Here is a 24,285-nt window from a genome sequence, read left to right on the forward strand (position 1 = left end):
TCAAGCCGCCGTGGTGGTGGGGACCTCGACGGACCTGGTGAGGGCGGGGAGGAGCACCGTGAAGCGGGTGCCGCAGCCCTGACCGGCGCTCTCCACGGAGATCCGGCCTCCGTGCAGCTCGACGAGGTGCCTGGCGATGGCGAGGCCGAGGCCGAGGCCGCCGCGGGGGGTCGGGGCCTCGGGGCCCTGGCGGAAGGGCTCGAACACGTGGGGGAGCAGGTCGGGGGTGATGCCCTGGCCGTTGTCTTCGACGCCGATCTCCAGGCTGGCGTCGACGACGGCGAGGACGAGGCGCACCACGCCACCGCTCGGGGTGAACTTGACGGCGTTGGTGGTCAGGTTCCAGACGACCTGCAGGAGCCGCGCGGCGTCGATGTCGGCCTCGGCGGCGGGGTCGAGCGACTGTTCGAGCCGGACGCCCTTGGCATCGGCGAGCGGGCGCACGGCTTCGATGGCCGCCTCGACGATGGGGGCGAGCAGCGCGGGGCGGCGGTCGATGCGGAGCTTGCCGGAGGCGATGCGGCTCGAGTCGACGAGATCCTCGACGAGGCGCGCCAGGGCCTGGGCGTTGCGGTCGACGATCTCCAGGGCGCGAGCCGTCTTGTCGGCGGGGATCATCCCGTCGCGGAGCAGCCTGGTCCAGCCGACGATGGCGGTGAGCGGGGTGCGCAGCTCGTGGGAGATGGTGGCGAGGAAGACGTCCTTCGAGCGGTTCGCCTCCTCGGCGCGGACGCACTCCTGCTCGGCGATCTCGAGGAGGCGCGCGTTCTCGGCGGCGAGGTGCTCGGCGTGGCGGCGGGCGCGGACCTCTTCGGAGACGTCGAAGGCGAAGGTCATCACCCCCTGCACGGTGCCGGCCCTGTCGCGGATGGGCTGGATGACACCGTCGAGGAAATGCTCCTCGGCGGTGTCCTCGGCGTCACGCTGATGGAGGAGCGGCACGGCGCGTCCGATGAAGGGCTTGCCGGTCACGTAGACGCGATCGAGCACCTCCGCGAGGCCCGGGGTGATCACGGTGGGCGCGGCTTCACGGAAGGTCTTGCCGACCAGATCGTCGCCGACGAGCTTCTGGAAAAGGGGGTTGCAGAGCTCGTAGACGTGCTCGGGGCCGCGCTGGATGCTCAGCGCCGCCGGGATCTGCATGAGGAGATCGTGGAGCGCGCGGCGCCGCGCGTCGGACTCCGCGCGCGCTACGCGCTCCAGTGCGAGCAGGTGCCGCGGTCCCCGAGACCGCACGTCGACGCCTGATCGGGGAGCCGTGATCCTTCGGAACAGACGGCTCCTGCCACGCCTCGCGCGAACCGTTCCCCCCATAACCGTTCATATATCACGGATGCCTCTCCGGGCGGGCCCACGATCTGAGGCGGCAGGGATGTGGGGTGTGGGGTAGTGGGGCGGTGGGGAGGCGCAGCGGTGGGGAGGCGCAGCGGTGGGTGCGGGCAGCGCCGACGACCGGGTGGCGCGTCGTCCGGATCAGGCGTGACCGAGCACCTGGAGCTCCATGAGGAGCCGGCCGTCGATGCTCAGGAAGGTGGTGAGCCGGCCCTCGATGTTGATGAATACGTCCAGCATCACCCCGCGGCCGAGATCGAGGACGTGAAGTTCCTGATCAAACACCGCGGGATGTTCTGGCGCCGCAACGAGGTGGCCCGTCCTCCGGGTGGTGGTGGTGGTGGTGCGCTTCGAGATATGTCGCGGCATAGGTCCCTCTCCTCCGGCTCCTAAGGCGGGTTTCGTGCCGCGCGCAGGCTGAGCACCGATGCCACGACCGAAGGCTGGCTCACCGGCGCTGCGCGCCCCGGACGCGCTTCCTGGCTCTCCCCTGCACGCTGGAGACACGCGGTGCGTCACGGCCACTCCGGCGGAGCATCGCGACGCTGCAGGTAGGTCCGGGACGACAGGGCTCCAGGGAAACCCAGGGCGCGACGCTTTGCCAAGAGGCACTGCATCGCGGCTGGCGAGAGCGGTTCGAGGGGAGTGGGGCCCCGTCGGGATTCACTCCCGGCGGGGCGAGGGGACGCGAGTCCCCTCGTGGAGACTCAAAGAGCTGCAGGAAGCAGGATCACACCCACGGTGCGAGGACGGGCGCAGCGTCGACGGCGACGCGGCCAGCGCCGAGGAGGACGTCGAGGTCAGGCTGCGCGGTGAGCGCGTGCTCCACGCGGAGCAGGGCGGGCAGGTAGACCACCTCCCGGCCGAGGCCTCCGCCGCGGTGCACCCGGGCGGTGATGCGCAGCGCGTCCTGCAGGTGGGCCTTGCCGGTGGCGAGGAGGAGCCGCGCCGTCTCCACGAAGTCGGCGCTGCACGCGACGCTGCGGGCAGCGAGGTGGCGGAGCGCGAGCTCGCGGCGGCGCGCGCCGCGCAGGAAGCCTGCGTCCTGCTCGATCCGGAGGGCGCGGCCTTCCTGGTCGTCGGAGCCCCAGCGTGTCCCGAAGGTGAAGATGCCGAGGGGCCTCTCCCGGGACCGGACCCAGGGCACGGCATGGCCTTCGATCTCGTGGAGCACCGTGCGCTCCACGTCGTCGCAAAGGAGGCGCCTCCGGGCAGCCACCTGGATCACGCCGTCGCCCGTGGCCGCGAGGGGAGCGATGGACAGGACCATGACCCGGACCGGCAAGCGCCGGATGCCGACCTCCTGGCGCATGCGCGAGACGAGGGAGCGTGGGTCTCCTTCGTCGTCGCTCCAGGTAGACCCGTCAGTGGAGCGCGCGGGAGCAGCGGGGCTCGCGGCGAGACCAGGGTGGTCAGGGGGGTCAGGGTGAGCGGGGCTGACCGCGCGATGGGGGCCCGGATGGCTGTCCTGAGGCGTGTCGCCGGGTGGCGCGGCTTCGGCGATCCAGCCGGCGGCGAGGTCGTCGGCGGCGTCGTCGAAGGTGTCGCGGGGAGCGTAGCGGCGCCGCGCGGAGGCCCAGCACTCCGGGGAGCCTGCGGCCTCGCAGACAGTGGCCTCGGCGTCGAGCTCCAGGGCACGCGCGGCGTAGAGCTTGCCGAGCGCGGCCTCGCCGTCGAGCAAGGTGACCACGCGGGCAAGGACCGCGCGCAGGTTGCCGAGGGAGGGCGGCGGCGCGTACACGAAGTGGGGCATGGTCGGGCCGGAGCGCGTCCAGAGGTCGGTGAGGCGCGCGAGCTCGTCGCCGAGGTTCACGGGCGTCGTGGCGCCCACGACGCGGACGCGGAGGGCGGCTTCGGCGAGGGCGCGATCGGCGACGGGGAGCCAGTCCGGCAGGGGCGCCGTCCGACTCAAAGGAGGTTGGCGGCGAGCTCGGCCAGCTCGCTGCGCTCGCCCTTCGAGAGGACCACGTGACCGGCGATGCGCTCGCGCTTGAAGCGCTCGGCGGCGACGCTCAGGCCGTTGGTGGCATGGTCGACGTAGGGGTTGTCGATCTGGTGGGGATCGCCGGTGAGGATGATCTTCGTGCCCTCGCCGCAGCGGGTGACGATGGTCTTCACCTCGTGCGGGGTGAGGTTCTGCGCCTCGTCGATGATCAGGTACTGGTGGGGCAGGCTGCGGCCGCGGATGTAGGTGAGCGGCTCGACCTGGATGACGCCGCTCTCCAGCAGCTCGACCATGGTGGTCGACTGCTCGCGCCCGGGCTTGCCGTCGCCGTGGGAGAGCAGAAACTCCAGGTTGTCGAAGACGGGCTGCATCCAGGGGTTGAGCTTCTCCTCGACGTCGCCGGGGAGGAAGCCGATGTCGCGGCCGAGGGGCATGATGGGGCGGCTCACGAGGAGCTTCGTGTAGACGCCGTCCTCGGTGGTGCGCTTGAGGCCCGCGGCGATGGCGAGGAGGGTCTTGCCGGTGCCGGCCTTGCCCATCAGGGTCACGAGGCGCACGGAGTCGTCGAGCAGGAGATCGAGGGCGAAGGCCTGCTCCTTGTTGCGGGGGCGCACGCCCATCACGCCCTCGCGGGGGACGCGCAGCGCGGTCACGTGGCCGCGGGCGGCGTCGTAGCGGCCGAGGGCGGTGTGGCTCGCGGCGCTGGCGTCGCGGAGGAGGACCGCGGCGTTCGGGAGCAGCTCGACGAGGGTGGGGCCGCTCAGGTAACCGTGCTGGAAGAAGGCGTCGACTTCGGGGCCCGGGACCTCGATCTCCACCACGGTGTGGGTGGTCTCGGGGTCCTCGACGCGCTGGTTCTCGTAGGTCTCGGCCACCACGCCCAGCGCGTCGGCGCGGATGCGCAGGTTGGTGTCCATGGTGACGAAGATCGTGGGCTTCTCCTTGTCACGGTCGCGGATGTCGATGGCCGTCTGGAGGATGGCGTGGTCCTGCGAACTCGTGTCGAGGCCGACGAGGAGGGCGGGGCGCCGCTCGGGGATGGCGATGCGGAGCGAGCCTCCGCTCTCGAAGGGGACGCCGCCGGCGAGGGAGTCGCCGCTCCGCCGGACGCTGTCGAGGAGGCGGGCGATGGTGCGCGCGTTCCGGCCGCGCTCGGAGCCCTCGTGCTTGAACTTGTCGATCTCCTCGATGGCGAAGATCGGGATGATGACGTCGTTGTCCTCGAACTTGAAGATGGCGTGCGGGTCGTGGAGCAGGACGTTCGCGTCGAGGACGTAGTTCTTCTTCATGGCTCAGCGGGGCGGTGGGGCTCAGCGGGGCGGTGGCGCTCAACGGAGCGGTGGGTGGAGGAGCGCGCCATCACACGAAGCGGACGTACCTGGCGCGGCGGATGAGCGGCTCTCCGTCGAGGTCGACGTCGGCGCCGGCGCTGGCGAACGCGAGCTGCCCGTAGGCGGTCCAGGTCGCGCCGGTGCGGGTGGGCACGGTGTCTCCGAGGGAGAGGTGCAGGCCCGGCATGTTCTCGTCGTGCACGATCTCGCCGAGCGCCTCGCGGATGCCGAGGTTCGCACCGAGGCTCAGGAGACCGACGCGATCGCGGTCCTTGCCCTCGGCCATGAAGGTCTCGACGTAGCGGCGCAGGGTGATGTCGCCGCAGTCGACGCGGCGCACGCGGCTGCCCTCGATGGTGAGGCGGATGGGCCGGGTGTCGAGGAGGCCCGCGCGTGCGCCGATGCCGCCGCCGATCGAGGCGTCGACCACGTAGACGCCGCTCACGACGGCCGGGGAGCTGAGCAGGGCGCCGAAGGGGACGTTGATCCACTGGCCAGGGACCACGGCGTGGCCGTTGGCGAACCAGCGGAGGTGGGGGGCCATCTCCACGTCGAGGTGGGTGCCGGCGGGGCTGCGCACGGCGATGCGGGAACTCGGGCGCATGGCGGCGCGCACGGACTGGAGCAGCTCGAAGACGCGGCCGGTGCTGGCCATCATGCTGCCGATGAAGGCGCGCCGGCCGGTGCCGATCATGTGCACGTGGCGGGTGCGGGCGGCGATGACCGCGTTGACGAGGGCGTAGCGCGCGTCGTACTCGCCCTCCTCCCAGGAGATGGCCATCACCGTCGCGGTGGCGTGCTGGATGGCGCGCAGCACGGGCGGGGGGCAGGCCGGGAGCGGGCGCGGGGAGAGCTTGGCCCAGGGGACGCGCTCGACGAGGACGCCGCGCTCGGCGGCGGCGTGCTCGAAGGCGTCAGCGACGTCGGCGTTGGCGTCGTCGCTGACGATCACCACCTGATCGGTGGGGCCCACCGCGAGCAGCTCGTCCATGACCCGCGTCGCAGGGGTCATCAGCCCGAAGTCGAGCCTGGGAGTGGCGGGCGCGGGGGCGGGGGGCGGGTAGGACGAGGGGAAGGCGCCCGGGGGAGGCGTCCGCGGGGTGCTCGGGGGGATGGTCTTGGAGCGGCCGGAGACGGGCGGCGAGGACTTCACCGGCACGCTGGAGGGCGGCCCGCTCGGCGGCGGCGGGACGCTGAGGGGGTTCGGGCGCGACCCGGACGGTGGCGTGGGCCGCTGCGGCTGACCAGAGCGCGAAGGCAGCGGCGTCGGCGTCCCGAGCGGGGGCGTGCGCTCCTCGGTCCACCGCCCCTCCCCCGGCCGCTTCGTGAAGCCCATCGTGGGCCACGAAGCTATCGTAAATCCGGGCCGTCGGGGCAACCACCCACGCCTGTTCGTGCGTCATGACACGACGATGATGGTCGCAAACTGCGAACGCGTCTGCGCACCCCGAGCCGCGCAGCGCGGGACCGGTGCGACGCGGTGGTCAGGCGGTGGGGTTGCCGGGGACGAGCGGGAGGCGGAAGAAAAACTCGACGGTGTTGCTCCGGTCGTGGAGCGCGCGCGTGGTCTCACCGCGGGCGTAGCCGCGCCGCTCGTAGAGGCGGTGCGCGTCGGTGAAGCGGGTGTCGCTCCACAGCTCGACGAAGGTGGCTCCCCGCACACGGGCCTCGTCTTCCACGCGCGCGCAGAGCGCCCCGCCGAGCCCGCGCCGGCGCGCCGCCGCGCTCACGTAGAGCTTGCAAAGTTCGACGCCCGCGGGGTCCCCGGCGGGTCTGCAGCCGACGCAGGCGACCACGCGATCGCCGTCCTCGACCACCCAGAAGCGGCCGTTCTTGCGGAGGAAGCTCGAGGCGATGGCCCGCAGTTCGGGCATCTCACCGTCGACATCCATCACGCAGCCGGGGTACTCGGCGAAGACGTCGCCGATGAGCTGGATGAGCTGATCGCCATCGGCGTCGACGGCGTCGCGCGTGGCGAGGCTAAAGATCAATCCGGTAGTCCTTGATCTTGTAGAGGAGGGCGCGGTGGCTGATCTCCAGGACCTCGGCGGCCTTGGTGCGGTTGCCCTTGGTCTTCTGGAGGGCCCGGCGGATGAGGATCTCCTCGATGATGCGCGAGGTCTTCTTGATGGACAGCTCGCCGCTCGCGAGGTGCATCTGGACCGGGTCGTGGGCCTCGCGGATGCGGTCGGGGAGATCGCCCTCGGCGATGCGGTCGCTCTCGCAGAGGACCATGGCGCGCTCCAGGGTGTTCTCCAGCTCGCGCACGTTGCCGGGCCAGCGGTACTCGGCGAGGAGGCGCCTGGCCTCGGGCTCGAAGCCGCGGAGGTTCATGCCGAAGCGGGCGTTGTTGCGGTTGACGAAGTGGTCGAGGAGGATGGGGATATCCTCGCGGCGCTCGCGGAGCGGCGGGATGTGCAGGGGCAGGACGTTGATGCGGTAGAAGAGGTCCTCGCGGAAGCGGCCGGCCTGGGTCTCGGCGGAGAGATCGCGGTGGGTCGCGGCGATGATCCGCACGTCGACCTTGATGTCGCGGGAGTCGCCGAGGCGGCGTACGGTCTCCTCCTGCAGCACGCGAAGGAGCTTCACCTGCAGGGGTAGCGGCAGCTCGCCGATCTCGTCGAGGAGGAGGGTGCCGTGGTTCGCCTGCTCGAAGAGGCCGACGCGGTCGCTGGTGGCGTCGGTGAAGGCGCCCCGCTTGTAGCCGAACAGCTCGCTCTCCAGGAGGTTCTCGGGGATGGCGCCGCAGTTGACGCCGATGAAGGGGCCGCCGCGCCGCCCGGAGCGGCGGTGGACGGCGCGCGCCACGAGTTCCTTGCCGACGCCGCTCTCGCCGGTGATGAGGACGGTGGTCTTGAAGTCGGCGATCTTGGCGATGGTCTTGAAGATGCCCTGCATCTGCGGGCTCCTGGCGAGGATGTCCTCGAAGGTGCTCTCGCGGAGGATCTCCTGCTTGAGGGCGCGGTTCTCGCGGCGGAGGGCCTCGCGCTCCTCGGCCTTGCGCAGGGCGAGGATGACCTCCTCGGCCTTGAAGGGCTTCTGGATGTAGTCGTAGGCGCCGGATTTCATGGCCTCGATCGCGAGGTCGAGGTTGCCGAAGGCGCTCATCACGATGACCGTCGCCTCGTTGCTCTTGGCCTTGAGGGTGGCCAGGAGATCGAGCCCGCCCATGCGAGGCATGCGGACGTCGGTGAGGATGACGTCCGGGCCGAACGTCTCGACGAGCTTCAGCGCCTCCTCGCCGCTCTGCGCGACCTCGACCTCGTAGCCCTCGCGCTTGAGGAAGCTGCGCGCCACCACGCGGAGGTTTTCTTCATCGTCGACGACCAGGACACGGCGCATGGACTCTGAAAACTTTTCTACACCGTGCGCGCTGGCCATGCAACGAGTTGCGAACGACGCGCCACAGCCATGCAGGGTTTGCCGGGATCGACGCGTCGGGGATCCGGTCGTGATCGGTGGGTCGGGCCGGGGCGGGTCGGGGCGAGACGAGGGCGCGCGGAGAGGATGCGCGAGGAGATCGTGCGAAGAGAGAGCGCGAAGAGCGCGCATGGTGCGGTCTGCGTAGGTGTCGACGCAGTGTGGTGCGCAGCGATGGGCGCCATGCACGGCGGTTGACGCGCGTCGGCAGGTCGACGATGGCCCGCGTCGGAGCAGTGATGATGATGAAAGATCGTCTCGTCGATCAGGCGAAGAAGCTCGCGTCCTCCGGACCCTTCGTGCGCCTCGTGAGCAATGACCGGGTGATGAAGCTGGCCACGGGCCTCATGGACGCGCGGGGGCGGTTGCAAGCCGCTGGCGTGCGGGCGTCGGAGGCGCTCGACATCCTCTGGAACGGCTACGAGCTGCCCACCATCGATCCGGCGCTCGACGACTCGATGCCCGTGCACGACGCGGGCGCGCCGAGGGAAAGACCCCAGCGGCCTGCTGGCGGGTCGGCAGGGACGAACGGGGCGCACGCGGCGCACGCGGGCGGTGAGGGAAGCACCTCGGGCGCGCATGGGAGGGCGGCGGGCGCGACGAACGGCGCCGCCCACGGCTCGACGAACAGCGCCGCGAAGCAGAGCGTCGAGGGGGACGAGGCGGAGAGCGCTGGCGGGGACGGGCGCGCGGCGACCTCGGGGTACAAGCCCGACGCGGGGAGCGCCGAGGCCAAGCTCGCGACGCAGATGGCCTCGCGGACGTCGCTGTCCCGGCTGGGCGGGCGGGACGTGTTCGAGAAGTGCTTCAAGTTCATGACCGCCGACAACGCGCGGGCCATGGGCGTGTACCCGTTCTTCCGGCCCCTCGACTTCAACCAGGGGCCCGAGGCGCAGCTCGAAGGGCGCCGGGTGACGATGTTCGGGTCCAACAACTACCTGGGGCTGACCACCCACCCGAAGGTGCGCGAGGCGGCGCGGCAGGCGATCGACAAGTACGGGACGAGCATGACGGGCTCGCGTCTGGTGAACGGGTCGATGCGGCTGCACAACGAGCTGGAGGAGAAGCTCGCCGCGTACCACGGCAAGGAGGCAGGCCTGGTGTTCACCACGGGCTACCAGGTGAACATCGCCACGATCTCCGCGCTGCTCAGCAACAAGCGGTGCGTGGCGGTGATCGACAAGGACGACCACGCCTCGATCTACGACGGGGTGCGGCTCTCGCTGGCCACCGGGGCGCGGATGGTGCGCTACAAGCACAACGATCCGGCGTCGCTCGACGCGGCGCTGAGCGAGCTGCCGGAGACCGAGGGGGCGCTGGTGATCACCGACGGGGTGTTCAGCGCCCAGGGGGAGATCGCGAACCTGCCCGGGATCGTGGAGGTGGTGAAGAAGCACAAGGCGCGCATCCTCGTGGACGACGCGCACGCGCTCGGGGTGATCGGGCCCGGGGGCCGGGGGACGGCGGCGCACTTCGGGATCAGCGATCAGGTGGACCTGATGGGCGGGACGTTCTCGAAGTCGCTGGCCTCGATCGGGGGCTGGCTGGTGGGCGAGCGGAAGGTGCTCGACTACATCCAGCACTTCGCGTCGAGCTTCCTGTTCGCGGCGAGCGCGGCGCCGCCCTGCGTGGCAGCAGCCATGGCCGCGCTGGAGGTGATGCAGGAGGAGCCCTGGCGGCAGGAGAAGCTGCGGGAGAACTTCACCTACATGCGCAACGAGCTGCGCCGGCTGGGGTTCGAGCTGGGCAAGACCGAGACGGCCGTGATCCCCATCTACATCCGCGACGACCTGAAGACGGTGATGATGTGGAAGTCGCTGCTCGATGAGCACTCCATCTACGTGAACCCGTTCATCACGCCCGGGGTTCCCCCCAAACAGCAGGTGCTGCGGACGAGCTACATGGCGACCCACGAGCGCCACCACCTCGACCAGGCCCTCTCCGCCTTCGAGAAGGTCGGCAAGAAGTTCGGCGTCATTTAAGTCTCCACGAGGGGACTCGCGTCCCCTCGCCCCGTCGGGAGTGAATCCCGACGGGGCCCCACTCCCCTCGAACCGCTCGCGCCAGCCGCAACGCAGTGCCCCTGGGCAAAACGTCTCGCCGTGGGTTTCCTTGGAGTCCCCACCAGGGGATTCGTGCCCACCCTTCCAGAAGGTCCGTCCGCCACGCTCACTCCGGGTGTGGACGTGAACCCACCGAGAGCCCTCGCGGTGAACCGCCGTTCACAGCCCCACCGGAGCGGGGATGCTGGGCGTTCGACAGGCTCTGCCGTTGCTGGCACGATGCGTGTAGTGCGCCCGCGTGGTACCCGTCCTGGGAGCCGCGGTGCGGCTCGTTGCTGGAGGATCTTCATGCGTCAGCGTTCGCCTCGTCCTAGCTTCCCGGCGCTCTCGCTCCTGACCACGCTGGCGCTGTCGGCGCTCGCCGCGATCTCCGCAGGGGGGTGCAGCGGCTGTGATGAGCCGGCCATCACCTGCGACAGCAACGGAGACAACTGCGTCTACTGCGATGCCTACGGGTGTCAGCCCATCGAGCCAGGCAACACGGGGGCGGGCGGCTCCGGTGGTGGGGTGGGCGGCTCGGGCGGCTCCGGTGGCTCCGGGGAAGGTGGCGGGCCCGCGACCTGCGACCCGGCGACCGTCGTCTGCCCCTGCGACGACACGGGGTCCTGCCCCGGGGACCTGCTCTGCTCGGATGGCATCTGCGTGGGCGGGTGCGACTACAGCTACGAGTGCAGCCAGGGCGAGGTGTGCGCGAACGGGCAGTGCGTGGAGGGGTGCGGGTCTCCGGACGACTGCAATGCGGGCGCGACGTGCGAGAACGGCATCTGCGTGCCGGATCCGGAGAACCCCGCCTGCGGGGAGCAGAGCCCCTGCCCAGATGCGGGCCAGATCTGCGTCGAAGGGCAGTGCGTGACGTCCTGCGTCACCAATACCGACTGCCCGGATGGTGAGGTCTGCAATGGCGCGACGGGCGCCTGCATCCTCGACCCCGACCCGGTGCCCGGCTGCAATACGGTCGGCTCCGAGTGCGGTGGGCTCGGCCAGGTGTGCATGGCCGATGGCTACTGCCACTACCCGTGCTCCGATACCCTGGCCTGCAAGCAGATCGATTCCCGCTTCTTCGCGTGCGACCAGGGCATCTGCAAGACCGAGGAAGAGGTCAATCCGGAGTGCACGAGCCAGGAGCCCTGCCCCTCCGGACAGGACTGCATCAACAATCATTGCCTGTGATGCGGCAACTTGACGCTCCTCTGTCCCCTGGGTAATCGCCTGGGGTGATCCGCAGCCTCTCCGTCCGGCCCCGCGCCCGCCTCGCCGCCCTCCTCTCCCCTCTCCTGCCCGCCCTGTTCGTCCTCGCCTCGGCGGGCGAAGCAGCGGCGCAGAACCGCATCGGCGTCGTGGATCTCCAGCACTCGGTGATGCAGACGGAAGACGGGATCCGCGCGCAGGCCACCTTGAAGAAGGTGTTCGACAAGCGGCAGCAGGACCTCGACGCCAAGCAGAACGACCTGCAGCGGGCCCGGGAAGACATCGAGCGGCAGGCGCGGGTGCTCTCCCGCGAGGCCCTGCAGAAGCGCATGGAGGACTGGCAGCGGCAGATGGTCGAGCTGCAGACGGTCTTCGTCGACTACAACAAAGAGCTGCAGAAGCGGCAGGGCGAGCTGACGGCCCCGATCATCAAGAAGATGATGATGATCATCAACCGGGTGGCGAAGAAGCAGGGCTTCGAGCTGATCATCGACAAGCAAGCTGCCCCCTACGCGCGGCCGGATCTGGATCTCACCGAGCAGGTCGTCCAGCTCTACAACTCGGGCGGTGAGGCGGACGCCGAGGGCGGTGACGCCAAGGGTGGCGATGCCAAGGGTGGCGACGCCAAGGGCGACAAACCCGAGCCGAAGCCCTGAGCGGCCCTCTCTCTACGGCATTCACGGAAAGGAGCACGGGCGTGACCGAACGCAGCCAGGACCCGGTGAGCCTCGACATCCATCAGGTGCTGTCGATCCTCCCCCATCGGTTCCCCTTCGTGATGGTGGACCGGGTGACGGAGCTACTGCCCGGCAAGACCATCCGGGGGCACAAGTGCGTGTCCTACAACGAGCCCTGGTTCCCGGGGCACTTCCCGCAGCGGCCGATCATGCCCGGGGTGCTCATCCTGGAGGCGATGGCGCAGATCGGGGGGATCCTTGCGTACGCGTCCGATCCGTTCGATGCGACGTCGAACCTGATGTTCGTGCTCGCGATCGACAAGGCGAGGTTCAGGCACACGGTCACGCCGGGGGATCGGCTCGACCTGTTCGCCGAGGTGCTGCACCACCGCTCGAACGTGTGGAAGCTGCGCGGGGAAGCGCGGGTCGACGGCACGCTGTGCGCGGAAGGCGAGCTGCTCGCCTCGGTGGTCGACCGGCAGCCCTGAACGCGGCCGCCGGTACCGGGCCGCCCACGCTCGGGGGCGACTCGGTCAGCGCTTCAGAAGTTGCCCGACTTGCACTCCCCTTGAGGCACCGTGGCGCCTTCCTCGACGGGTATGAGCCACGAGATGAGGCACTTGTCGGAGCTGTCGTTGATGGTCCAGATGAGCCCCCCCTTGTGACGCTCCTGGAGACGCGGCTTGCGGACGATGGTGAGGAGTTCGCCAGCGAGATTCGCAGCATTGTCGGGCTCCTTGACGACCCGCTCGCGGAACTCCGCGATCCTCTCCGGTTCGAGGCCGCAGAGAGAGCGAGCATTCTCCATCATCTCCGTTGTCGTCGTCTCGACGCTGCCGCCCGTGTGGTAGTTCGGGTATTGCGTGGCCGCATCCAGGCCCGAGTCTTCCGGGAGGCTCCCATCGATGGTCAGGTTCTCAGGCCTGCGTAGCCCGTTCCTGCCGTAGATCCGGAGGGGTCGGAAGGTGTTCCCGTGGCAGTCCAGTGTGCCGCAGCGGAACTCCAGCATCTCGGAGACGCGCCTGAAATTCACCGGATCGGCTGGCGGGCAATCCACGGACACGGTGTCCAGATCCACCTCGCATGCGAGGAGAGAGGAGGCGAGCAAGGCTCCGGCAACGGGGAGCAGGCATCTCGATAGGTGTCGTGAGTTCAAGGAACTCCCTCGCAAGTGTCGCTGGTCGGAAAGGGGAACGGGGGATTCGGCATCGTCTCCATGCAGTAGACCTTGCCCGCCGATCCCTGGTTCGGCTCTCCGGCGTGGCAAGCGTTGCAGGATCCCTCTCGCTGGATCCAGGTCCCCATGGCGGCGCGCCGGATCACTGGCTCCCCCGCGGGAGCAGGGGCCCCGGGAGCAGGCGCCTCTTGAGGGAGGGGGAACTTGATCTCGGCATAGAGCGGGAAGAACGGGTCCCACTCTTCCGGGGTGAGATGAAAGTTGCCCACGCAGTCGGTCTTCACCTCCCTCTTGTCGCCGAATGAATCGAACATCAGCACGGTGACCTGATCGACGGGAGGCGAGGGCACTGCCGTCCCCGTCCCATCGGGGTTCGCGACCATGCCCTTCACGGAGTAGATGGTCCCCGCGACGCTCATCCGAGGTTCGGCACCGCCATAGATGCTGTGACACATCACGCAGGGTTGACCGGCGCGGTGGAACGCCAGAGGGACTCCCTCGACCTCGTCCCCGAGCTCTTCGACCCGCTCGTCGATGGAGGGGTTGCCGCACGCAGCGAGGGCGGCGCTGGTGAGGGCGGTGAGGAGGATGCAACAGCGTCGCGCCATCGCCTTCATTCGAACTCCACTTCGAACGCCGTCGCGCCGAAATAACCGAACTTCTGAGGGAGATAGAGGGTGTTCAGGTAGCGACTGTAAATGAAGTCGGCGTTGATGGTGAGACCCATGTTGTCGCTGGATCCGAAGCCGAACCGCACACCGCCGCCCACGGTCGCTTGCAGGTAGGGCCCGAGTTCGCGATCCCCCGTGCGGTACGCGGGCACCTGGAGGACGTCCGTCTCGGTGTTTCGCTCGGCCGCGTACGCGAGCTGCCAGAAGCTGACGCCCTTCTGCGCGTGGAACCTGCCATGCGGCCAGATGCGGATGCTCTCGTTGAGGTCGACGAGGTAACGCACGTCGGTGGTCGAGCCGATGACGCCCCAGCTATCGGTGTAGAGCCGCTCCTCGGCGCGGATGGTGCTCGACGCGAAGCGGTGGGCGAGGCGGCCGGCGATCGCGTACCGCTGTCGACCCGCCTCGGGGACCTGCTCCATGGCGCGCTCGGGCAACCGCACCCGCTGCGTCGCCGCGACCGACAGGCCCGGCGGGACGTTCTCCGCGACCTCCGGGCTGAACAGCGGGATGGCGCGGTAGGGCTTGGAGAGGTCGCCGAACTCCAGCACCACCGTGGCGCCCACCGCGAGGAAGGTCGCCTTGTCGAGCACGAAGCCGACGCCGCCGTCGAGGGAGTGGCGGTGGATCTTGTAGCTGAACACCGAGAAGGGCGTGCCCGAGCGGCCCGAGAGGTCGTAGCTGAAGCCGTAGCTGAGGCTCGGGGTGATCATCTTCTGGGCGAGCTCCACCGAGGCGCCGACGCCCACGCCGATGGAGGTGTAGTCCGGCTCGACGGACATGTTGCCGCCGCCGGAGATGTCCCAGGAGTCGATCTTCTTGTGGCCGCCGATGGCCGGGCCGTAGCGGGTCTCGGTCCACCGGGGCGACGCGGTCGCGATAATGTCGCTCGACGCGGTGGTGACCACGTCGACGAGGAAGGACCCGTTCACGCCCCAGCCGCCGGTGGGGCTCTCCACGCTGAACGTCACCGCGGGCGTGGAGACGTCCACGTGATCCGAGTCGTGGTAACCGCTCACCTCGAGGCCGGCGCGGTAGTTCAGGCCGGAGCCCTCGCCTCCGCCGGCGATGCACTGGGCGAGCTCCTCGCGGGTCTGCGCCTTGGACATGCACTTCATGATGGCGGGGTCGGGGCGCTCGCCCTTGGGGACGAGCTTGATGTCGATGGTCACCGTCTCGAACTCGGCGACGTCGACCACCTGCTCGAAGAGCAGCGTTGCCCCGTTGACCTTGCCAGTGGCCTCCACGAGCCGCTGGCCCGGGTTGACCCAGATCTCGCCCCCGAGCCGCTTGTCGGGGACGGGATCGCCGTTCATCTTCACCACGAGGTCGGTCGCGTTCGCGGGCTTGCGGAGGATGATCTTGGGGATCTTCTCGCGCAGTTCCTGCGTCCTCCCCTGCGCCCTCTCCGCAGTGTCGTGGAGCCCTGCCTTGCCGCCGGTCTCCGCGACCACCTGGTAGTCCGCGAGCGCCTCGATCCACAGCCCCGCCCGCTCCGCGCACCCCGCCGCGAGGTAGCGGGTGCCGATGCGGTTCTCCGCGGCGAGGGAGGCCTGCGCGTAGTCCGCGCAGTCCTGCCAGTCCTGCGCCTTCTCCGAGGCGACCGCCTCGCGGTAGTAGAAGTGCGCCTCGGCCGACTTCCAGCCGCGCGGGGGGCGCCCGCCGCCCGTGTACTCTTTCTTGGGCTTGCGCTCGCCCTTCGCGGCCTGCTCGAGGGTACCGCCGCTGCCCGTGGCGACGCCGCGCGCTTCGTTGTAGGCGCGCTGGACCTCCGGCGTGATGAAGTCGCTGTACAGGGAGGCCGTCGGGTCCTCACGGAGCGCGTTGACGAAGGCCTCCTTGGCCTCTGCCACCTGCTGCATTCCGCCAGCCAGCACCGTCCCGATGGCGACGTAGAGCTTGGCCCGGGTCTTCGGGCTACAGCCCTTCCCCTCGCACGCGGAGCGCGCGAGCTCGAGCTGCTCGAGCGCCTCGATGTGCTTGCCGTTCTTGTACTCGCCTTCGAGGACGCTCTGGACGAGAAGCTCGACGTCCTCGTCGTTGGACGCAGCGAGCGCGCCGCTCGGGTACGCAAACGACACGACGAGGAGTGCAAGGAAGGAGCAAAGCCAGGGGAAGAATCGGGAGCTCACGCGGCGCTCACTATATCCTCATCGCACCCGCAGATGACCAGCTCGTGCTGGGCACGATCTCGCCGCCGCTAGGGCCCGCCACCCGCACCACCCGCACCACCCGCGCCGCCCCCTGCGCCGCCAACCCCCTCGATCGGAGCGGCGTTTTGTCCGTACTCGGCGGGACTGTCGCGCCAGCACGCGAACCAGTCCCTGACCATCTGCACATCCGCTTCCTCCAGGAGCCCATTCGGCTTCGGCATCGGTGAGCCCCCCTCTTCGCTCCCCTGCACGTTGCACACGATCCAGGACTCTGTGGGGGATCCCGGGTTGATGTACTTCCCTTTGACGTCGCTCTCGTAGGTCGTCAGCACAGACCACGCGCTCACCGCATTCCCGGAGGGGATCGCGAGCCCGTCACCCAGCGTACCACCTTCACCGTGGCAGCCCTGGGTGGTGCATGCCCCTTTGGACGGGTCGTCGAGCACTGCGTACACCTGCGACCACACGTAGCGGCACACGGCGGGCTTCGGAGGAACCGGACAGGAGATGTTCTCGCGCGTGGGTCCGCCCTTCTCGCCGTACGGGCAGTCGGCGGCCTTCGAGCCGGGCTGGGCACTGAAACCCTCACGGCAGAACTGGTCACCGACACTGCAACCCGACACCTGCACCACGGCCAGGATGGCGCCGGCCGCGGAGAGGGCGAGCCCGGCGAGGCTGAGGCGAAGCGCCCTCGATAGCCGGGCAGATCGGGAAAGCGTCGGGGGTCGCGAGGCGTGCGGCACGCGCGGCGGCTGACTCATGGCAGGCCATGCTACCGCGCTGCTCGGCGCGTAGAAAGCCGCCACGCCGAGGTACATTGTCCGGTCAGCCCGCTCCCCCAGGGTGACCACCATCTTCCAGGATGAGCGTCTGTGGTCGCCGGCTACCCTGATCCTGTATAAGAGCGCCGGCCCGGGCCCGGGGCACCCCGGAGGACCGGCCATCACCCACGTTTCAAGAGGGAGATACCTCTCATGATCTCGCGCTCGACGATCTTCCGCACTGCCGCTCTCTGCGCCTCCGTGGCGCTCTCCGTCGCTTCCCTCGGCTGCGGCGGCTCCACCGCAGAAGCCGGCGGTGGCGCTACCGAGACCGGGGCCAACCAGGGTGGCCTCGTTGGACAGAAGGCCCCCGAAATCGCCGCCGCCGCGGTGACCGGCGAAGGCCCGAAGACCCTGGCGGAAGCCAGCGGCAAGGTCGTGATCCTCGACTTCTGGGCCACCTACTGCGCGCCCTGCAAGAAGTCGTTCCCCAAGTACCAGGAGATGGTCGAAGAGCTGGGCAGCGACGTCGCCGTGATCGCAGTCTCGGTCGACGACCCCGAAGACGCCACGGAGGACAAGCTCAAGAAGTTCGCCGAGGAGACGGGCGTGAAGTTCTCCATCGTCTGGGACAAGGACAAGGCCACGGCCGGCAAGTACAGCCCGCCCAAGATGCCGACGTCCTTCATCATCGACAAGGACGGCAACGTGAAGCACGTCCACGCCGGCTACGAGAGCGGCGAGGAAGCCAAGATCGCCGACGAGGTCAAGGCGCTGCTCGGCAAGTGAAAGGCTGAGCAGGAGCGCGCCAGAAGCGTCGCAAGCGCCGCAAGCGCCGCAAGCGCCCCGTCCCCCCCGCCTCCCTCGCCCGAGGGAGGCTGCCTCTCCCTCCCGGACCCATGCTACCCAGCTCCATCCGACGCCTCTCCATCGAGACGCTCGACATCCCCCTGCGCGAGCCGTTCGGCATCTCCGGGGGCGCGCAGGAGATCGCCGCGAACCTCCTGGTCGGCGTGCACCTCGCCGATGGCACCGTGGGGATCGGCGAAGCCGCGCCATTCCCTGCATTCAACGGGGAGACCCAGGCCAGCACCCGCGCCGCACTCGAAGCGGTGCGCGCACAGGTCGAGGGCGCGGACGTGCACGCCTACCGGCGCCTCGCCGCCACGCTCAAGGCCGCGATCCCGGAGGCCGGCGCCGCGCGCTGCGCCATCGAGACCGCGGTGCTCGACGCCCTCACCCGCCGCGCCAAGGTGCCCCTCTGGGCCTTCTTCGGGGGCGTCGAGACGGCGCTCCGCACGGACATCACCATCACCACCGGCACCGAGGAGCACGCGCGGCAGGCGGCCTCCCGCCACGCGGCGACCGGCTTCGACATGCTCAAGATCAAGATCGGTGGATCGACCCAGGAGGCAGACCTCGCGCGCATCGCCGCCGTCACCGCCGCCGCGCCGGAGTGCGCGCTGATCCTCGACGCGAACGGCGGCCTCACCGCGGAGGCGACGCTCGACCTGCTCGCCAGGGCGCGTGACCTCGGGGCCCGCGTCGCGCTGCTCGAACAGCCCGTCCCCCGCGAGGACCTGGAGGGCATGCGCGAGGTGGTGCGCCGCGCCGGAGTCGACGTGGCCGCCGACGAGTCGCTGACCAGCGCGGCTGAAGCCGTGCGCCTCGCCGCGGCAGGCGCGGCCACGGTGCTCAACCTGAAGCCCATGAAGCACGGGCTCGTCGAGGCCCTCGACATCGCCGCGGTCGGGCGCGCTGCGGGGCTCGGCCTGATGATCGGAGGGCTCGTCGAGTCCGTGCTGGCCATGACGACATCGGCGTGCCTCGCCGCAGGGCTCGGAGGGTTCCGCTTCGTGGATCTCGACACCCCCCTCTTCCTCGCAGAGAACCCGTTCACCGGCGGCTTCGCGCAGCGCGGTCCACACCTCGATCTGAGCGGCATCGACGCAGGCCACGGCGTCCGCTCGGACCGGCTCACCTGAACGCGAAGCGCGCGGGTTCGCTCCGTCGCCACTCCGTCGCCGCGCTCAGTCGGATGCCAGGAAGGTCGCGAGCCGGCGGTAGAGCGCCGAGGCCAGGACACGGTCGTGGTCGCAAACCTCGGCGAAGTCGTCCTTCCGGATCCGGATCATCCGCGTCGCGGTCCGCACCACCGGCAGCTCCCCCTTGCGCCTCACCCCCACCAGGGACTCCGGGAAGACGAGCCCCGAGGCGCCCACCCGCCGGCCGTCGCGCAGCTCGACCTGCCCTTCGAGGATCACGTAAGCCACCAGGTCGCTCGCGACCTCGCGCGGAAGCCGCTCGCCGGGCCCCAGCTCCACCTCGACCCCCGCCGCGAGCGCGCCGAGCACCGCGGGAGGAGGCAGGCCCGCGAGAAGGGGGCTCGCGGAGAGGGCGGTCAGATCCGACGCCGAAGGCCCCGCATCGCCGCCTCGCTTCACGAATCGCTCGCAGATCTCGACGACGATCGCCGTGGCGTTGTCGTGCCCCCCACGCTCTCGCGCATGCTTGATGAGCCCCTCTGCCACCTCGTCGGCCGTCCCCTTCGCACAGAGGCGGCTCAGCATGGCCTCGCTCTCGATGGCTCCGTGCACGCCGTCGGAGCACAGGAGGATGCGATCGCCGCGCGACAGATCCACGAACACCGTGTCCACGGTGACGGCAGCTCCGAGCCCGATCGCGTTCACCAGGGGGTTGTGCGCCGGACGCCGCGGCGAGGTCGCGCTGGCAGGCGCGCGCCGCGTGTCGTGCAGCACGTGGTCCTGGGTGAGCTGCACGGTCACCGTGGGCCGGATGAGGTACGCCCGGCTGTCGCCGATGTGCGCGAAGAACGCCCGGCTGTGGGCGAAGAGCACGACGTCGAGCGTGGTGCCCATGTTGTCCCGAGCCGGCCCTCCGTGGCGCGCCCCGAGCACCGCCTCGTTGGCCGCAACGCCCACGCGCCGCATCAGGGCGAGGACCTCACGGCGCGCATCGAGGCTGGGTCCCTGGACGTAGTCGTTCACGGTGGCAACGGCCCGCGGGCGCGAGATCTCCGCGCGTACCGTCGCCAGCGCCACCTCCGCGGCCACCTCTCCCCCGGGATGCCCACCCATCCCATCAGCGACCCCGAAGAGGGCGTGCTCCGGACAGTGGAGGAGCCGGTCCTCGTTCGTGCCCCGGACCAGGCCGATGTCGGATGCCGTCCCAACCTCGATGCGGAAGTCGAAGTGGGGAAGGATCCGCGACACCAGAGCGAGCATAACAGCGACGCTCTCTCCCGACAGGCGTGTCAGGGCTGCGCCCAGGGCCATGCCCACCTGCTGCGCCCGTCCGGAGGTGGTCCCTACAGGCACACTTCGTTCCGGCTCGTACGGATCCGAGCGTTGGCCCATCTCTCGCGTTCACCCTCGCCATGCAATTCATCGAGGTGGATACCGGGCGCTGGCGTCTTGAGCTTGGTGGTGGCATCGGGCTCGAGCTGATCATGCTCTTCAGCCGCTCCGTCGCCTTCTGGCGTGTGGGCGGCGAGCTCGTCGCCGAGGTCGCGGTGGGCGAGAGCTGAGGATGGTGGCAGGCATCGAGGCGGAGAGGTCGTCGCGGTCCCGGTGGGGCCATCAGGGCCGGGTCTGCGGTCCTGCGGCCCGACCCGAACCGCGACGAACCCGGCCTGAAGCCGAACCGGGCCTGAAGCCCTGGATACCACCCCCCGGCACTGGAGGTCGCCAGAGGACGCAGGGTAGCTCGGGAGCTCCGGCAGAGCGCTGGTAGGCGCCGGCCTCGCGCCGCACGCGCAGCCAGGGCAGCTCCCGCCAGGGCGAACACTCACCCCGCCCCGCGGGGGACGTCCTCGACCATGCCCGCCGGAGGACCCACCCGCGAAAAACTCCGGTAGGATGCGACGGCAGCCATGAGGCGTGACCGCGTGCGATCCTTGCCTGAACGCTCCCGGAGGGGAGCACCGTCCTCGTGCGCGCGCTGGGGCTTCTCCGCCGAGCGTGTCCACGGCGGACGGCCCCACGGTGGCCATCGCGACCTCGGGCGCGACCACGGCTGGCGGGAGACGACCATCGTATGATCGACCGGCCGCGAATCGACGTCGCGACCATGCAGCGGGCCATGTCCACCGCGGAGGCGGTGCTGTCACTCAACCCGCCACCGAACCCCGATCTCGAGGGCTACCGGCTCTTCCGCGTCTCCGGGGGCGACGTGACGTGGTTCGACATGCCCTCCGACGGCAACGCCTACGCGGTGATCGGGTCGCATCCGCGCTGCGACGTGAGGTTCACCGCGGGAGACGACGTGAGCGTGCGTCACCTCGTCGCGACCTGCTGCACCTTGCCCGAAGGGAACGTGGGCCTGCGCCTGATGGACCTGCAGACCGGGATCCCATTCTTCGTCGACGACGACATCCCCCGGCGCTCCATCGTGGTGAGCGGTCCGTTGCTGGTGCGCGTCGGGAAGCACGTGATCGGCGGGCTCCCGGTCGGTCCACGCACCTCGTCGAAGCCGGTACGCGTCAGCTCCTGCGGCATGACCGACGACGAGGGCCCGCGCGCCCTCGGCAGCGAGTCACTCGACCCCGGCGCCGAGCACCCCGAGGGCAAGGCACACTCGGTCATCGCCCTCCCCATCACCTCCGGCGCCACCACCAGCCACCGCTTCGGCCGCGAGATCTCGCACATCACCTCGGTGCGCCCCGTGGCCCACATCGAGGATCTCGCCCCCCGCGCACGCGACGGCTACGTGCGCATCACCCTCCAGTCCTACGATCGCAGCGCAGCCGTCGAGCTCGCCGAGCACGTGCTGGAGCAGGGCGTTCTGCTCGGCCGCGCCGACAACTGCCTCGACCGCGGTCTGCGCGCAGTGCTGAGCACCCACATCTCGCGGACCCACCTGCTCCTCCTGCGCGAGGGCCGCGACATCTTCGCGCTCGATCTCTGCTCCACCAACGGTACCCGCCAGGGCGGCCACCGCATCCGCCGCGTCAACATCCCCGCCGAGGGCGCAGCCATCACCCTCGGCCCAGAGCTGACGATGATCTGGCACCCCCGCCTTTGAGTACTGCGTCCCCTGGATCGGGGGCCTTGCGGCCCCCACGCTCCCGATGGTCGCTCCCCCGAAGAGGGCCGAGCTAAAGAGGCGTGCGCCTCAGGCCAGGATCTGTCGCGCGATCACGATGCGCTGGATCTGGCTGGTGCCCTCGTAGATCTGGAGCACCTTCGCATCGCGCATCAGCTTCTCGACCGGATACTCCTTCACGTACCCGTTGCCGCCGAAGACCTGCACCGCGTCGACCGCGGTCAGCATCGCGCTGTCGGCACCGTAGGCCTTGGAGATGCTCGAGACCACGGGCTCCCGCGCCCCCCGATCGAGGCTCCACGCACCCTTGTGGGTGAGGAGCCGCGTCGCCTCGACCCGGATCGCCATCTCCGCGAGCATCCACTGCACGAGCTGGTGGCTGGCAATCGGCTGCCCGAACGTCTTGCGCTCCTTCGCATAGGCCACCGACTCTTCGAGGCAGCGCCGCTGCAGGCCCGTGGCCACCGCGCCGATGTCGGGGCGGGTCTGGTTGAAGGTCTCCATCGCCAGCTTGAAGCCCGCGCCCGGCCTGGCGAGCACGTTCTCCTTCGGCACCTTCACGTCCTCCAGGAAGATCTGGGCCGTGTCGCTCGCGCGCTGCCCGAGCTTGTCCTCCTTCTTGCCCACCCGCAGCCCCGGCGTGTCCCGGTCCACGATGAACGCGGCGATGCCCTTGTGCCGCAGCTCGGGGTTCTCCGTCGCGAACACCACGTAGAACTGCGCGTAGCTCGCGTTGGTGATCCAGCACTTCTGGCCGTTGAGCACGTAGTCGTCGCCGTGCTGCGTGAACCGCGTCTTGAGGCCCGCCACGTCGCTGCCGGCGTCCGGCTCGCTCGTCGCGTAGCTCGCCATCACCGGCTCCGAGGTGAGCATCCCGAGGTACTTCTTCTTCTGCTCCTCGCTGCCCGCGAGCTTCACCGGCGTGAGCGCCAGGGTGTTCGCCAGCATGCTGGTGGTGATGCCGCTACACCCGTAGGCGAGTTCCTCGATGATGAGGGTGTTGTCAAGCTCCCCCATCCCGGCGCCGCCGTACTCGACCGGGCAGGTCGGGTTGACCAGGCCGATCTCCCAGGCCTGCTTGAACACGTCCATCGGGAAGCGTGACTCATGATCGCACGCAGCCGCGATGGGGATGATCCGCTCCTTCGTGAACCGCCGCGCGGTCTCGATGAGGGCTTGCTGCTCTTCTGTCAGAGAAAAATCGATCACCTCGGACCTCCGGCGGGCTTCAGGCCTCCGCCGTCGCCCGCGCCTCGTTACTGCTTCATCCGCCGTCGTTGCCGTTCGAGCTCCGCGCGCACGGCGCGGCTGCCGAGAATGTAACCGACGATCATCCCGATCATCAGCACGGCCGGGATGTACAGCACGTGCTGCGAGGTCATCTCGCCGAAGTTCGGCATCAACCGTCTCCGGAGCCCTTGGCCCGCCGGGCGCGTTCGAGCGCAGCCTCCAGGGCCTGCAGCCGGCCGTCGAGCTTCTGCTGGCGGCGCCACGACAGGAGGATCAGCGCGAAGGCGATGAGCCAGATCGCCGCGTAGGCCTCCACGAGCAGCATCTCGCCGCTCTGCATGTCGCCGCCCTGCACGGGGCGGAAGGCCTGACCACGCTCCTCCACGGTGGGGGTCGTGGGGGTCGACGTCGCCGCCGGAGCGGCGGCCGCTTGAGCCGCGAACGGGGGGAGAGATCTCACCGGGCTAATCCTCATCGATGCCGAGTTCCAGGGCTTCTTCCGTGAGCTCGCCGAGGCGCGACGAGGTCATCGCCAGCCGCATCCGCTGCCAGATCAGCAGCGCCGCGAGCAGCGTGAAGGACAGGAAGCCCAGGACAAGGCCGAGCTTCATGTCGGGGTGCTGCAGGCCGCCGCCCCCCGAGGTGATCACCTTCGGGTGATTGCCGCCCCACTTCTGGACCGAGTAGTGGATGATCGGCAGGTTCGCCGCGCCGAGCACCCCGAGCGCCGCCGCGAACTTGCGCTCCGCCTCGCCGTCACCGGCGAAGGCGCGCAGCACCACGTAAGCGACGTAGACGAGCACGCTCAGCATCGAGGTGGTGAGGCGCGGATCCCACGTCCAGTAGACGCCCCAGGCCTTCGCTGCCCAGAGCGGTCCGGAGATGAGCACCATCAAGCCCATCGCCACCGCCACCTCGGCCCCGGCCCGCGCCAGCGCATCCCAGCGGAGGGTGCCGCGCACGAGGTAGCCCGCCGAGCCGATGAAGCAGGCCGTGGCCCCGAGGTACATCGCGTACGCCGAGGGGACATGAAAGTAGAAGATCTTCTGGACGATGCCCATCGACGCTTCTGTGGGGACCACGTACGCGACGAAGTGGAGCGTACCCAGAAGCGCGAGGGCCGCCGCCCCGAGGAGCGCCAGGAAGCCTGCAGATCCGCGACCCATACCCGAACGACGGTAGTGCCAAGCCATGCCGCGTTCAAGCAAGCAAGGCCTGTTGCCTCTTCCGGCCTGGGCGCGGCTGCCGGTAGACTCCCGGCGGGGCGGCCAGC

The 24,285-nt window shown here is 69.7% G+C and carries 24 protein-coding genes; 8 read left to right on the forward strand and 16 right to left on the reverse strand.

Annotated features, from left to right (window positions below):
* The 7 genes from CAP_RS22150 to CAP_RS22180 form a co-directional block, all read right to left on the reverse strand.
* Positions 1 to 1,236, reverse strand: coding sequence for a PAS domain-containing sensor histidine kinase (locus CAP_RS22150; RefSeq protein WP_052375650.1), 1,236 nt, complete (start codon positions 1,234 to 1,236; stop codon positions 1 to 3).
* A 237-nt stretch (positions 1,237 to 1,473) separates the two neighbouring features.
* On the reverse strand, positions 1,474 to 1,701 hold the full coding sequence (locus tag CAP_RS22155; protein WP_044244348.1) for a hypothetical protein: 228 nt from the start codon (positions 1,699 to 1,701) through the stop codon (positions 1,474 to 1,476).
* A 361-nt stretch (positions 1,702 to 2,062) separates the two neighbouring features.
* Positions 2,063 to 3,244, reverse strand: a complete 1,182-nt coding sequence (locus CAP_RS52480; RefSeq protein ID WP_044244350.1) for a tyrosine/phenylalanine carboxypeptidase domain-containing protein — start codon at positions 3,242 to 3,244, stop codon at positions 2,063 to 2,065.
* A complete protein-coding gene (locus tag CAP_RS22165; protein WP_044244352.1) occupies positions 3,241 to 4,566 on the reverse strand; it encodes a PhoH family protein in 1,326 nt (441 codons plus the stop codon). Before CAP_RS22165 ends, CAP_RS52480 begins: the two co-directional genes overlap by 4 nt.
* 70 nt (positions 4,567 to 4,636) lie before the next feature.
* The gene (locus CAP_RS22170) at positions 4,637 to 5,944 is read right to left on the reverse strand and encodes a M29 family metallopeptidase (protein WP_156041036.1); all 1,308 of its coding nucleotides are present in this window, start codon (positions 5,942 to 5,944) and stop codon (positions 4,637 to 4,639) included.
* Between the two features lie 148 nt (positions 5,945 to 6,092).
* Positions 6,093 to 6,599, reverse strand: a complete 507-nt coding sequence (locus CAP_RS22175; RefSeq protein ID WP_044244355.1) for a GNAT family N-acetyltransferase — start codon at positions 6,597 to 6,599, stop codon at positions 6,093 to 6,095.
* On the reverse strand, positions 6,589 to 7,950 hold the full coding sequence (locus tag CAP_RS22180) for a sigma-54-dependent transcriptional regulator (RefSeq protein ID WP_044244356.1): 1,362 nt from the start codon (positions 7,948 to 7,950) through the stop codon (positions 6,589 to 6,591). The genes CAP_RS22175 and CAP_RS22180 overlap by 11 nt, the downstream gene beginning before the upstream one ends.
* A 323-nt stretch (positions 7,951 to 8,273) precedes the next feature.
* On the opposite strand from CAP_RS22180, the gene CAP_RS22185 reads away from it, so the two are divergent.
* From CAP_RS22185 to fabZ, 4 genes are all read left to right on the forward strand, one after another.
* Positions 8,274 to 10,010: an aminotransferase class I/II-fold pyridoxal phosphate-dependent enzyme gene (locus CAP_RS22185; RefSeq protein ID WP_231511617.1), complete on the forward strand. Its 1,737-nt coding sequence runs from the start codon at positions 8,274 to 8,276 to the stop codon at positions 10,008 to 10,010.
* A gap of 369 nt (positions 10,011 to 10,379) precedes the next feature.
* On the forward strand, positions 10,380 to 11,261 hold the full coding sequence (locus tag CAP_RS50780) for a hypothetical protein (protein ID WP_231511618.1): 882 nt from the start codon (positions 10,380 to 10,382) through the stop codon (positions 11,259 to 11,261).
* A 44-nt stretch (positions 11,262 to 11,305) separates the two neighbouring features.
* Entirely contained in the window at positions 11,306 to 11,935 is a 630-nt protein-coding gene (locus CAP_RS22195; protein WP_052375651.1) for an OmpH/Skp family outer membrane protein, read from the forward strand.
* 41 nt (positions 11,936 to 11,976) lie between these two features.
* A complete protein-coding gene (gene fabZ / locus CAP_RS22200) occupies positions 11,977 to 12,444 on the forward strand; it encodes a 3-hydroxyacyl-ACP dehydratase FabZ (protein ID WP_081865147.1) in 468 nt (155 codons plus the stop codon).
* Positions 12,445 to 12,497: 53 nt separating this feature from the next.
* Here fabZ and CAP_RS22205 read toward each other — a convergent pair whose 3' ends face one another.
* The 4 genes from CAP_RS22205 to CAP_RS22220 all read right to left on the reverse strand — a co-directional run bounded on the left by CAP_RS22205 (position 12,498) and on the right by CAP_RS22220 (position 16,718).
* Positions 12,498 to 13,064, reverse strand: coding sequence for a hypothetical protein (locus CAP_RS22205; protein ID WP_044244358.1), 567 nt, complete (start codon positions 13,062 to 13,064; stop codon positions 12,498 to 12,500).
* Between the two features lie 44 nt (positions 13,065 to 13,108).
* A complete protein-coding gene (locus tag CAP_RS22210; RefSeq protein ID WP_156041038.1) occupies positions 13,109 to 13,741 on the reverse strand; it encodes a hypothetical protein in 633 nt (210 codons plus the stop codon).
* A 5-nt stretch (positions 13,742 to 13,746) separates the two neighbouring features.
* Positions 13,747 to 15,936, reverse strand: a complete 2,190-nt coding sequence (locus CAP_RS22215) for a DUF3570 domain-containing protein (protein WP_044244362.1) — start codon at positions 15,934 to 15,936, stop codon at positions 13,747 to 13,749.
* 68 nt (positions 15,937 to 16,004) lie between these two features.
* Positions 16,005 to 16,718: a hypothetical protein gene (locus CAP_RS22220; protein ID WP_156041039.1), complete on the reverse strand. Its 714-nt coding sequence runs from the start codon at positions 16,716 to 16,718 to the stop codon at positions 16,005 to 16,007.
* Positions 16,719 to 16,931: 213 nt separating this feature from the next.
* Between CAP_RS22220 and CAP_RS22225 the strand changes: the two genes are divergently transcribed.
* Both CAP_RS22225 and CAP_RS22230 read left to right on the forward strand, forming a co-directional pair.
* Positions 16,932 to 17,507, forward strand: coding sequence for a TlpA family protein disulfide reductase (locus CAP_RS22225; protein ID WP_044244368.1), 576 nt, complete (start codon positions 16,932 to 16,934; stop codon positions 17,505 to 17,507).
* 110 nt (positions 17,508 to 17,617) lie between these two features.
* Positions 17,618 to 18,703, forward strand: coding sequence for a dipeptide epimerase (locus CAP_RS22230; RefSeq protein WP_044244371.1), 1,086 nt, complete (start codon positions 17,618 to 17,620; stop codon positions 18,701 to 18,703).
* Between the two features lie 45 nt (positions 18,704 to 18,748).
* Here the strand turns inward: CAP_RS22230 and CAP_RS22235 are convergent, their stop codons facing one another.
* Positions 18,749 to 19,951, reverse strand: coding sequence for a protein phosphatase 2C domain-containing protein (locus CAP_RS22235; RefSeq protein ID WP_044244438.1), 1,203 nt, complete (start codon positions 19,949 to 19,951; stop codon positions 18,749 to 18,751).
* Positions 19,952 to 20,115: 164 nt separating this feature from the next.
* Here CAP_RS22235 and CAP_RS50785 point away from each other — a divergent pair, with 164 nt between their 5' ends.
* Both CAP_RS50785 and CAP_RS22240 read left to right on the forward strand, forming a co-directional pair.
* The gene (locus CAP_RS50785; protein WP_156041040.1) at positions 20,116 to 20,265 is read left to right on the forward strand and encodes a hypothetical protein; all 150 of its coding nucleotides are present in this window, start codon (positions 20,116 to 20,118) and stop codon (positions 20,263 to 20,265) included.
* A gap of 509 nt (positions 20,266 to 20,774) precedes the next feature.
* On the forward strand, positions 20,775 to 21,761 hold the full coding sequence (locus CAP_RS22240; protein WP_044244375.1) for an FHA domain-containing protein: 987 nt from the start codon (positions 20,775 to 20,777) through the stop codon (positions 21,759 to 21,761).
* Positions 21,762 to 21,851: 90 nt separating this feature from the next.
* Here CAP_RS22240 and CAP_RS22245 read toward each other — a convergent pair whose 3' ends face one another.
* The 4 genes from CAP_RS22245 to ccsA are packed head-to-tail and all read right to left on the reverse strand — an operon-like array spanning position 21,852 to position 24,178.
* A complete protein-coding gene (locus CAP_RS22245) occupies positions 21,852 to 22,991 on the reverse strand; it encodes an acyl-CoA dehydrogenase family protein (RefSeq protein WP_044244378.1) in 1,140 nt (379 codons plus the stop codon).
* A gap of 47 nt (positions 22,992 to 23,038) precedes the next feature.
* Positions 23,039 to 23,182 (reverse strand): hypothetical protein, encoded by a 144-nt coding sequence (locus tag CAP_RS52485; RefSeq protein WP_197041305.1) that lies wholly within the window; start codon positions 23,180 to 23,182, stop codon positions 23,039 to 23,041.
* Positions 23,182 to 23,472, reverse strand: coding sequence for a CcmD family protein (locus CAP_RS22250; protein ID WP_231511619.1), 291 nt, complete (start codon positions 23,470 to 23,472; stop codon positions 23,182 to 23,184). The genes CAP_RS52485 and CAP_RS22250 overlap by 1 nt, the downstream gene beginning before the upstream one ends.
* A gap of 4 nt (positions 23,473 to 23,476) precedes the next feature.
* On the reverse strand, positions 23,477 to 24,178 hold the full coding sequence (ccsA, locus tag CAP_RS22255) for a cytochrome c biogenesis protein (RefSeq protein WP_044244379.1): 702 nt from the start codon (positions 24,176 to 24,178) through the stop codon (positions 23,477 to 23,479).
* Positions 24,179 to 24,285: the final 107 nt, after the last annotated feature.

This window comes from Chondromyces apiculatus DSM 436 (assembly GCF_000601485.1).
Taxonomy (GTDB): domain Bacteria; phylum Myxococcota_A; class Polyangia; order Polyangiales; family Polyangiaceae; genus Chondromyces; species Chondromyces apiculatus.